The following is a 12341-nucleotide window of genomic DNA, read 5'->3' on the forward strand; positions in this document are numbered from 1 at the left end:
GCTTACACCACGTTGGTGGTGACTCCATCCTGAATCAGTAACTGCGCATCAAGGGTCGAGTGTTGGAACACGTTGTAGGTAACACCTGCTACGGTGGCGGTACCGGCGGTACTCCAATCACCTGGGTCAGTGCCGTCAGGGAGTAAGTCTTCGAGGTTAACTACATCGCCGGTGTCGCCCTTGATTGTCATTTGTAGAGTTTCGTCAGCCGTAAAGAGCGAGGTTTCGCCATACGCGAGTACTTCAGCCACAGACAGATTGAGCAAATTGTTCCCAGTGCCGGTTATATCGATCACGTTTACATCGACAACCTTTTCCATTTCCGACGCAGACAAGTTTCGTAAATCGAGCACTCGTTCACCTCCGGTAATGGTTAATACGTGCTTATCCCCGTCAATCTCAATATGCTCAGATATATCGCCTTGCACTAGAATCAATGCATCGGAAAGAGCAATTTTCGACTCAGACTCTTCGATCACTGCTTCTCTCTCAGCATTATCCAAGTCTACACCCTTCCACTCTATCTCATCAATGAAAGTTCTTCGGCCATCTCCTGGAACGTCAAATATCACATACGCGATAGTCTCTCCGGGTGGCGGCTCGATAGTATATTCGTTCTTATTTATCTCAGCGTGGACGTAGGCAATCAATTTGCCATCTGCATTATAAACTTCGAAATTTGAGTCACCATATACAGCCGCACTCAACTTGAAGCTTACCTCTGATGCTTCAACGGGAAATTCAAACTTGATTTTCGACGCGCGGCCCACATAAAGAACAGGGGAAGAAGTCTCAAACGTTTGAAGGTAAACAGCTTGCTGAATTCCTATTTGTACCACCGTAAGAATCAGATTATTAGAAGTTTCTAAAACCTCTCCCATCTTAAAGTATTTTTCTGTCTCGCCATCGAACGTTTCCCTCCCTGAGACGAGCTCTCCTATCCCAAACGGATAGACCGCAGACACTGGGCTAGAGTTACCCGCAGCATCCGCTACTGAAGCTGTTACATCGTGATTACCTAATGCTAATGAGGAAGGTACTTCGAACGTCCAATCTCCAGTTGCCTTGTCGGATATCACCGAACCTACAGCAACCTTGTCTACAAAAATGGTAACGAGCCCACCAGGTGCGGCTGTGCCGTTGACTGTAGGCTGTTGATCGGCCGTTGCACCACCTAGGCCGATATCGGCTCCCGAGTCATCAGTCAAAGACACAATTACGGGAGCGATAGGAGCCGAAGTATCTACAATCACCGTCCAGGGCGCCGAAGGTGAACTTGAATTACCTGCGGGGTCGGTCGCGACAATCGTGAAACGGTGGGGGCCATCTGCAAGAGCGCTAGCCGGTGTATAGGTCCAGCTACCATCTGCCCGCACTGTAGTGCTGCCAATCAATTTACTACCGTCATAGACGACGATGATATTGCCGGCTGTCAAGCCTGTACCGCTGAGTGTCGGTGTCGCATCATCAGTACTACCACCGTTAGTTATTTGTCCTTGAATAGCACCTACGTTGTCAGCAACAGCGCCGATTGTCGGAGTTGCCGGCGCGCTGGTGTCAACAGTGAATGGAATGGCCGGACCCATCGGGCCGACATTCCCGGCGCGGTCGATGACCTGCGCGGCAAACGAATGCGCGCCGTCGATCAACGCCGTGGCCGGTATGAAACTCCAGGCACCGGTCGTCGCGTTAGCAGTAACGCTGCCAATCGCTTTGACGCCGTCATAAATTACTACTACAGCTCCACGCTCAGCGGTACCGGAAAAGGTCGGCTTTGTGTCGTCGGTAGTGTCACCTGCCTTGATCGGGCCGGTCACCGCACCCACATCGTCGCTCAGGCTTTGCGTTGCAGGCGCGTCAGGTGCCACCGTATCGACGTTGATAGGGTAAGCGCCGGTCATCGGGCTAGGGTTGCCCGCCGAATTGGTAGCCTGGGCAGTCAGGTTATTCAAACCCTCAGCCAAGGGCTTGGTCGGCGTGAAGCTCCACTGGCCATTGCTTCCCACGGTGGTGGTGCCGAGCAACTCGCCATTGGCGAATACGGAAATCACATGACCAGCGGTGCCGGTACCATTCACGGTCGGCTGGGCATCATCGGTGTATTGATTCTGCCCCAGCGCACCTTGCGAGCCACCCTGGTCATCCATCACCGAGGTAATGGCCGGTGCGGCGGGAGCACCGCCCGCTACCACATTCAGGTCGAAACTAGAAGTTGGGGCGCTCTGGTTACCAGCACTGTCCGTCGCAGTGACGGTCAGGGAGTGTGCACCATTGGCCAAAGGAACAGCCGGAGTCAGAGTCCACGTGCCGCCGGTGGCAATCACACTGCCAATAGCCTTGCCGTTGCTGTAGACGGTAACCAGACTGCCCGCCTCTGCCGTACCGGACAGCTCCGGACTGGCGTCGTCGGTGACCTGTCCCGAGATCAGCTTGCCAGTGATGGCCCCCTGATCATCGACCACCGAATCGAGGGTCGGTGCCACCGGCGCGGAAGTATCCACGATGATTGTGTACGGATCCGAAGGCTCGCTTTCATTGCCGGCCGAATCAATGATGACGACAGTAAATTCATGACTGCCATCGTTCAGCGGCGTAGTCGGGGTGTAGCTCCAGCTGCCATCCGCCCCCACCGTCGTGCTGCCAATCAGAGCGCCGCCATCAAAAATCTCAACGATCTCGCCAGCCTGCAGGCCATCACCGCTGAGGGTCGGCGTGGTGTCGTCGGTACTACCGCCGTCAGACACCGAGCCTTGCACGGCACCGACGTCATCGGTGACCTCGCCAATCGACGGCGTCAACGGTGCCGTTGTATCGATGTTGGCGACAAAGACCGACGTGGGTGCACTTTCGCCGCCAGCGGCTGTGGTAACAGTCGCGGTCAGGTTGTGGTTACCTTCGCTCAATACCGGCGTGGTGTAACTCCACTGACCGCTTGCATTGGCCACCACGGTGCCCAGCAAGAGGCTGCCGTCGTAAATGCTGACAATGCCGCCAGGTGTGGCTTGACCACTCAAGGTCGGGGTGGCATCGTCGGTGGCCTGTCCGCTGGCCAGGCTACCGATGACGCTGCCAGCGTTGTCCGTGACCGAGGTGATGGAAATCACCACGGCCGCGGTATCAACCGTGAAAGGAATAACCGGGCCCATCGGGCCGACATTCCCGGCGCGGTCGATGACCTGCGCGGCAAACGAATGCGCGCCGTCGATCAACGCCGTGGTCGGGGTGAAACTCCAGGCACCGGTCGTCGCATCAGCAGTAACGCTGCCAATCGCTTTGACACCGTCATAAATCACCACCACGGCGCCAGGCTCAGCAGTACCGGAGAAAGTCGGGTTTGTGTCGTCGGTAGTGTCACCTGCCTTGATCGGGCCGGTCACCGCACCCACATCGTCGCTCAGGCTTTGCGTTGCAGGCGCGTCAGGTGCCACCGTATCGACGTTGATAGGGTAAGCGCCGGTCATCGGGCTAGGGTTGCCCGCCGAATTGGTAGCCTGGGCAGTCAGGTTATTCAAACCCTCAGCCAAGGGCTTGGTCGGCGTGAAGCTCCACTGGCCATTGCTTCCCACGGTGGTGGTGCCGAGCAACTCGCCATTGGCGAATACGGAAATCACATGGCCAGCGGTGCCGGTACCATTCACGGTTGGCTGGGCATCATCGGTGTATTGATTCTGCCCCAGCGCACCTTGCGAGCCACCCTGGTCATCCATCACCGAGGTAATGGCCGGTGCGGCGGGAGCACCGCCCGCTACCACATTCAGGTCGAAACTAGAAGTTGGGGCGCTCTGGTTACCAGCACTGTCCGTCGCAGTGACGGTCAGGGAGTGTGCACCATTGGCCAAAGGAACAGCCGGAGTCAGAGTCCACGTGCCGCCGGTGGCAATCACACTGCCAATAGCCTTGCCGTTGCTGTAGACGGTAACCAGACTGCCCGCCTCTGCCGTACCGGACAGCTCCGGACTGGCGTCGTCGGTGGTCTGGCCCGAGACCAGCTCACCAGTCATAGCACCTTGGTCATCGACCACCGAATCGAGGGTCGGTGCCACCGGCGCGGAAGTATCCACGATGATTGTGTACGGATCCGAAGGCTCGCTTTCATTGCCGGCCAAATCAATGATGACGACAGTAAATTCATGACTGCCATCGTTCAGCGGCGTAGTCGGGGTGTAGCTCCAGCTGCCATCCGCCCCCACCGTCGTGCTGCCAATCAGAGCGCCGCCATCAAAAATCTCAACGATCTCGCCAGCCTGCAGGCCATCACCGCTGAGGGTCGGCGTGGTGTCGTCGGTACTACCGCCGTCAGACACCGAGCCTTGCACGGCACCGACGTCATCGGTGACCTCGCCAATCGACGGCGTCAACGGTGCCGTTGTATCGATGTTGGCGACAAAGACCGACGTGGGTGCACTTTCGCCGCCAGCGGCCGTGGTAACAGTCGCGGTCAGATTGTGATTACCTTCGCTCAATACGGGCGTGGTGTAACTCCACTGACCGTTTGCCTTGGCCACCACCGTGCCCAGCAAGAGGCCGCCGTCGTAAATACTGACAATGCCGCCAGGTGTGGCTTCACCACTCAAGGTCGGGGTGGCATCGTCGGTGGCCTGACCGCTGGCCAGACTACCGATGACGCTGCCTGCGTTGTCCATGACCGAGGTGATGGAAATCACCACGGCCGAGGTATCAACCGTGAAAGGAATAACCGGGCCCATCGGGCCGACATTCCCGGCGCGGTCGATGACCTGCGCGGCAAACGAATGCGCGCCGTCGATCAACGCCGTGGTCGGGGTGAAACTCCAGGCACCGGTCGTCGCATCAGCAGTAACGCTGCCAATCGCTTTGACACCGTCATAAATCACCACCACGGCGCCAGGCTCAGCAGTACCGGAGAAAGTCGGGTTGGCGTCATCGGTGGTGTCACCTGCCTTGATCGGGCCGGTCACCGCACCCACATCGTCGCTCAGGTTTTGCGTTGCAGGGGCGTCAGGTGCCATCGTATCGACGTTGATCGGGTAAGTGCCGGTCATCGGGCCGGGGTTACCCGCAGCATCAGAAGCCTGCGCGGCCAGGTTGTTCAAACCCTCAGCCAAGGGCTTGGTCGGCGTGAAGCTCCACTGGCCATTGCTTCCCACGGTGGTGGTGCCGAGCAACTCGCCATTGGCGAATACGGAAATCACATGGCCAGCGGTGCCGGTACCATTCACGGTCGGCTGGGCATCATCGGTGTATTGATTCTTTCCTAGCACCCCTTGCGAGTCCCCCTGATCATCCACAACCGAAATGATGGCTGGCACGGCAGGCACACCGCCCGCAGCAACGGTCAGATCGAAATCAGAGGTCGGCGCACTTTCGTTACCGGCTGCATCGGTCGCAGTGACGGTCAGGGAGTGTGCACCATTGGCCAAAGGAACAGCCGGAGTCAGAGTCCACGTGCCGCCGGTGGCAATCACACTGCCAATAGCCTTGCCGTTGCTGTAGACGGTAACCAGACTGCCCGCCTCTGCCGTACCGGACAGCTCCGGACTGGCGTCGTCGGTGGTCTGGCCCGAGACCAGTTCACCAGTCATAGCACCCTGGTCATCAACCACAGACTCGAGGGTCGGTGCCACCGGCGCGGAAGTATCCACGATGATTGTGTACGGATCCGAAGGCTCGCTTTCATTGCCGGCCAAATCAATGATGACGACAGTAAATTCATGACTGCCATCGTTCAGCGGCGTAGTCGGGGTGTAGCTCCAGCTGCCATCCGCCCCCACCGTAGTGCTGCCAATCAGAGCGCCGCCATCAAAAATCTCAACGATCTCGCCAGCCTGCAGGCCATCACCGCTGAGGGTCGGCGTGGTGTCGTCGGTACTACCGCCGTCAGACACCGAGCCTTGCACGGCACCGACGTCATCGGTGACCTCGCCAATCGACGGCGTCAACGGTGCCGTTGTATCGATGTTGGCGACAAAGACCGACGTGGGTGCACTTTCGCCGCCAGCGGCCGTGGTAACAGTCGCGGTCAGATTGTGATTACCTTCGCTCAATACGGGCGTGGTGTAACTCCACTGACCGTTTGCCTTGGCCACCACCGTGCCCAGCAAGAGGCCGCCGTCGTAAATACTGACAATGCCGCCAGGTGTGGCTTCACCACTCAAGGTCGGGGTGGCATCGTCGGTGGCCTGACCGCTGGCCAGACTACCGATGACGCTGCCTGCGTTGTCCATGACCGAGGTGATGGAAATCACCACGGCCGAGGTATCAACCGTGAAAGGAATAACCGGGCCCATCGGGCCGACATTCCCGGCGCGGTCGATGACCTGCGCGGCAAACGAATGCGCGCCGTCGATCAACGCCGTGGTCGGGGTGAAACTCCAGGCACCGGTCGTCGCATCAGCAGTAACGCTGCCAATCGCTTTGACACCGTCATAAATCACCACCACGGCGCCAGGCTCAGCAGTACCGGAGAAAGTCGGGTTGGCGTCATCGGTGGTGTCACCTGCCTTGATCGGGCCGGTCACCGCACCCACATCGTCGCTCAGGTTTTGCGTTGCAGGGGCGTCAGGTGCCATCGTATCGACGTTGATCGGGTAAGTGCCGGTCATCGGGCCGGGGTTACCCGCAGCATCAGAAGCCTGGGCGGCCAGGTTATTCAAACCCTCAGCCAAGGGCTTGGTCGGCGTGAAGCTCCACTGGCCATTGCTTCCCACGGTGGTGGTGCCGAGCAACTCGCCATTGGCGAATACGGAAATCACATGGCCAGCGGTGCCGGTACCATTCACGGTCGGCTGGGCATCATCGGTGTATTGATTCTTTCCTAGCACCCCTTGCGAGTCCCCCTGATCATCCACAACCGAAATGATGGCTGGCACGGCAGGCACACCGCCCGCAGCAACGGTCAGATCGAAATCAGAGGTCGGCGCACTTTCGTTACCGGCTGCATCGGTCGCAGTGACGGTCAGGGAGTGTGAACCATTGGCCAACGGAACAGCCGGAGTCAGAGTCCACGTGCCGCCGGTGGCAATCACACTGCCAATAGCCTTGCCGTTACTGTAGACGGTAACCAGACTGCCCGCCTCTGCCGTACCGGACAGCTCCGGACTGGCGTCGTCGGTGGTCTGGCCCGAGACTAGTTCACCAGTCATAGCACCCTGGTCATCGACCACAGATTCGAGGGTCGGTGCCACCGGCGCGGAAGTATCCACGATGATTGTGTACGGATCCGAAGGCTCGCTTTCATTGCCAGCGGGATCAGTAATTACCACTACGACTTCATGAGAGCCTTCTATTAACGCAGGATCCGGGGTAAATTCCCAATTGCCATCTGCGCCCACCAATGCGGTGCCAATTTCAACACCGTTATCGATGATTGTCACAGTGTCACCCGGTTCAGCACCACTACCGGTAAAGGTCGGGGTTGTGTCATCGGTGCTATCACCATCACCTATACTGCCCTGCTCTGGGCCTACATTGTCTTGCACGTCGTCGATACCGCCGGTGCCGATACCCGGTTTATCAGGCGCCGTGGTATCCACAATGACGGTGTACGGATCCGACGGTTCGCTTTCATTGCCAGCGGGATCACTAATTACCACGACGATTTCGTGGGCGCCTTCGGCCAGTTCAGGATCCGGGGTAAATTCCCAATTGCCGTCTGCGCCAACCAATGCGGTGCCAATCTCAACGCCATTATCGATGATGATCACGGTGTCGCCTGGCTCAGCACCAATTCCCGTAAAGGTCGGGGTCGTGTCGTCGGTGCTGTCGCCATCACCCACACTACCCTGCTCCGGACCGACGTTGTCAACGACATCGTCGATACCGCCAGTGCCTACACCCGGTTTATCCGGCGCTGTGACGTCCACAATAATTGTGTGCGGATCAGAAGGCGCGCTTTCGTTGCCGGCCGGATCCTTGATCACTACCACGAGTTCGTGGGAACCTTCGACCAAAACTGAATCCGGGGTGAATTCCCAGCTACCCTCTGCGCCGACCATAGCGGTGCCGATTTGAACACCATTATCGATGATGATCACGGTATCGCCAGGTTCTGCACCACTACCAACCAAGGTCGGAGTATTATCATCCGTGATACCGCCATCAACGATGCTGCCCTGCTCCGGACCGACGTTATCCAAGACGTCGTCAATGCCACCCGTACCCGAACCTGGTTTGCCTGGAAGGGAAATGTCGACAGTGATTGGGAAAGGCAACGAAGGGATACTGATGTTGCCAGCGGCGTCTTCGGAAGTAACGGTAAACTCGTGCCCCCCTTCAATCAGCGCAGGCTTCGGCGTGAAGCTCCATTTTCCCTCGGCATCGGCCAACACGCTACCGATTTCCATGCCACCGTCGTAAATATGGATAATCGTGTTGGGCTCGCCGGTACCGCTCAGAGTTGGCATGGTGTCATTGGTGTAGCCACCGCTGCCGATCTGGCCCTCCTGCGGGGCGACGTCATCGTAAACGCCATCAATCACAGGACGCAAAGGCGCTACGGTGTCAACAATTACCTCATACCCTGGCGAGGGGTCGCCCTTATTGCCGCTGCTATCTACGGGTACGATGACGATCTCGTGCCTGCCATCGTCCAGACCCGGCTCAGGCGGGGTGTACTCCCATTTGCCATCATCGCTAACGATAGCAGTGCCAATTGTTTGTCCGTTGTCGATAATTTCAACACTTGTGCCTGGACGGGCTTCACCCGTAAACGTAGGGGTACGGTCGTCAGTAGAGCCGCCGCTTTCGATGAGGCCTTGCTTGCTGCCAACATTATCCTCAACGCCACCGACGGAACCTTTGTCAGCATTGCCATTTCCAGCACCTGCTCCATCGTCACCGTTTTTACCATCATCGCGCGTAGCAGCATAAACACCACCCAGCACACCCAAAGCGGCCAACCCAAGCAAAGCAGGCCAAAACCAGCCGATACCAGTACCTGCTACTAAGCCATCGCCAAAACCCACCAGCGATTGTGCACCCAGCACCTGCGGGGCCTGTACACCTTCGATTAAAAATGCAGCGGAGCGATCTTGCTCAGCATCAGAGGAGATGTACTCATGATAGCTCCCGTCTTCTGCGACGCCGACCAGTTGACCACCACTACCTTCAAAGTCTTCGATAATAAGCTGAGGCTCATCCGGATCACTGCCCTCAAGCGCGACGTGCAGGTCTTTGCCTACGCGCTTGATGGTGATATTTTCCGGAGCAACGCCATTGGCGCCCTCAGCGAGAATGTATCGACCGCCCCTCACTGCTTTGATGCGCACAGGCTGGCTGGTTTTGGTGGCGGAAAGCTCCACCGTCTGGGTAATGGTCTTTCCGTCTACGACGGCGACGTTAACTACGTTAGCGTTCAAGTTTTTCTGCCTTAAATTAGTCCGGAGAGTCTTTGCACCAGCTAAGCCGGCGTAGAGTTCAGTCAACCAAGCCGCTCATAGCCGAGCAAGCCTTGGGATGAGGTAATATTCTTAGAATTAGGCGCGACCAAATATAAGAACTGTCTCAAAGCAGCTTTGATACTGCCAGTCAGTTACAGCTAAACTCGCGCTTTTTTGGAGGGGGTTTTTGTATACAAAAAGCTGGCACATGACTGGCAAATAATACGATAGCCGCGCCAAGCCCGCGCATTCCGCCAGAACAATTACAACACCAATAAAAAAGGGAATACCGCTTGCAGCAAGCGGTATTCCCGTTCAAAGTAATTGCAGTAAGACACTAGGAGCCCCGTCCTTAGGACTACGCCCAATATGCGCTTTCGACAGCACCATGTCTTTGAGGATTGTCTCAAAACAACAAACATCACACCAACTAAACACTTCAATATCGCCAGGGATTTGAGACAGCCCCCCCTCTTGTATGTATCGGACATATCACAGACCCAGCTCCGAAGACATAGCGAAAGCCCTTAAAACTCTCTCCCTATCACAACGACCTGCAAGATGAAGTCGATACGGGCGATACGATGCCAACAAGGCATCGTGAATGTTGTCCCCCGTCGCGACCGACTTCCCGCGAAACGCCTTTCCGACGGTGTATTCATGACCCCAATAGATCTCGCCCTCACCTGAACCTTCCTAACCACACCACCATCGTCGTACTCTGGCACTGCGGGCCGCTCGCGAGCTGCTATAGTGAGTGATTGGAACACGTCCAGGGCTTGGCGCGAGCGCCTCCGGTTGAAATATGACGCCAAATATCAAACCCCCAATATGCCTCGCCCAGATCAATGAAGAGCAGGCCTTGCGGGACTTCATTTTTCAAGCTGCGATGGGTTTGCGGGCGATAAGGCCGGGAATGGTCGATCTTGACGCCCCGAATCATCAGCCAGACCTCCATCACAGAACAACGGCCACCCCACGGCGAACCGCTGCAATCGCCATGAACTAAGGTAGACCCTAGCGCCGAAAAGCTCAGACTAGAAACTTCTGGACGGTTTTGCACTATTCGTTGGCACACATGGTGCAGAGTGAGAATCGCGTGCGATCGCCCAGTATTGTCAGCGGAGAGCGACGTCCCCGGCCCAGGCTGATTTGGCTCTTGAAGTCGATCCGCCAAAGATCATTGCAGACCTCATACTCGAACCGGATAAACGGCTTAATATAAGCAGCCTTAGAATCAAACACGCGAATGACACTGCAAAACTACATGCACGGTACCAACCAAGGGTATCACCGCGCCACTGCCTTCCAATACGCGCTTGAGCTTCCGAGCGCCCCAAACTACGCCCTCCTGACTCACGGTCAAAATCTGCCGCCCACCTTCAGCGCAGCGTTTGGGTAGAGCACATCCGTAAGCGTCTGCCCAACACACCTTGCGTAAGTTAGGCAGGCACCCACTGATGCGGCAGCAACTGGCCGATCTCACTCGCCCGCTGTGCCGGCAACCGGGTTAGCACATCTTTTAGATAGGCATACGGATCATGCCCATTCATGCGCGCCGACTGGATCAAACTCATGATTGCCGCCGCCCGTTTACCGCTGCGTAGTGATCCGGCGAATAACCAATTCGAGCGTCCAAGAGCCCACGGCCGTATCTGGTTTTCGACCGCGTTATTATCTATGGGCACTGCCCCGTCCTGGATATATCGAGCCAGTGCGCCCCAGCGCTTTAGGCTGTAATCCAGCGCTTTGGCGATAGCCGATCCTTCGGGCACAAGATCGCGTTGGGCCAGCATCCAGGCATGCAGTGCATTGAGTATTGGCGCCGCTTTTTCCTGACGTATTCTCCAGCGATCTTCGTCAGTCATATCTCGCGCTTGCCGTTCGATTTCGTACAACCCGCCAATCGAGTGAAGCGCCTGTTCGGCCAGCTGGCTTTTGTTGGTCGCATGCAGATCGAAGAACTTGCGGCGGGCATGCGCCATGCAGCCGATTTCAGTGATGCCTTGCTGGAAGCTTGCTTTGTAGCCGGCGAAGTCGTCGCACACCAACTTGCCATTCCACTGGCCAAGGAAGTTGCGCGCATGTTCGCCCGCACGGCTCGGGCTGAAGTCATAAACCACTGCCTTGAGCGGCGAAAACGGCGTAGTGCAGTAAGCCCAAACGTAGGCACGATGGGTCTTCTTCTGGCCCGGCGCGAGCATCTGCACCGGCGTTTCGTCAGCGTGGATCACGCCTTGGGCAAGTACCATCTCGCGTAACGCATCGACAAGCGGCTGGAGCTGCACGCCGGTTTGGCCGACCCATTGCGCCAGAGTCGAGCGAGCAATTGCCAGGCCGGCACGGCCAAAGATTTTCTCTTGCCGATACAGCGGCAAATGGTCAGCGAACTTGACCACCATCACATGAGGCAACAGGCCTGCGGTCGGGATGCCTTTGTCGATCACCTGCGCCGGTACCGGTGCCTGGATAAGCGTTTCACACCCGCGGCAGGCCCATTTTCCACGTACGTGTTGCTCGACCGTGAACACGCCCGGCGTGTAATCCAGCTTCTCGCTGACGTCTTCGCCGACGCGCTGAAGCTGGCAGCCGCATAAGCACTGGGTGTTCTCTGGTTCGTGACGGATCACAGTTCGTGGAAACTGCGGCGGCAACGGCGCACGCTTGGGCTGCTGACGCGGTTCGGCTGGTGAGGCAGGCGGATTGACCGCCTTTAACTCAGCCTCGATTACTGCGATATCAGTATCAAGCAGGTCGTCGAGCAGGCTGCCCTGATCAGGGCTAAGTTGCTCGCTGCGCTTGGCGAACTTGTGCCGTTTGAGCAGTGCAATTTCGTGGGTGAGCTGTTCGTTGACCGTTTCGATCCGCTGGATCTTCTTGCCCATCGTGTCGACCTGCGACAGCAACTGCGCAGCGAAGGCACGCAGTTGATCGGGGGTCATATGATCGAGATTGGGCGAGGAAGTCATGCCGTGGATTTTACCA

General features: G+C 57.2%; 2 protein-coding genes. Both read right to left on the reverse strand.

Annotated features, from left to right (window positions below):
- Positions 1-2: 2 nt before the first annotated feature.
- Positions 3-9335 carry an Ig-like domain-containing protein gene (locus tag BLU46_RS05980; RefSeq protein ID WP_172834520.1) on the reverse strand — a complete coding sequence of 3111 codons (9333 nt, stop codon included), beginning with the start codon at positions 9333-9335 and terminating at the stop codon, positions 3-5.
- 1463 nt (positions 9336-10798) lie between these two features.
- Positions 10799-12325 (reverse strand): IS66 family transposase, encoded by a 1527-nt coding sequence (gene tnpC / locus BLU46_RS05995; protein ID WP_093199777.1) that lies wholly within the window; start codon positions 12323-12325, stop codon positions 10799-10801.
- Between the last annotated feature and the right edge of the window lie 16 nt (positions 12326-12341).

Source organism: Pseudomonas yamanorum, from assembly GCF_900105735.1.
GTDB classification, from domain to species: Bacteria; Pseudomonadota; Gammaproteobacteria; order Pseudomonadales; family Pseudomonadaceae; genus Aquipseudomonas; species Aquipseudomonas yamanorum.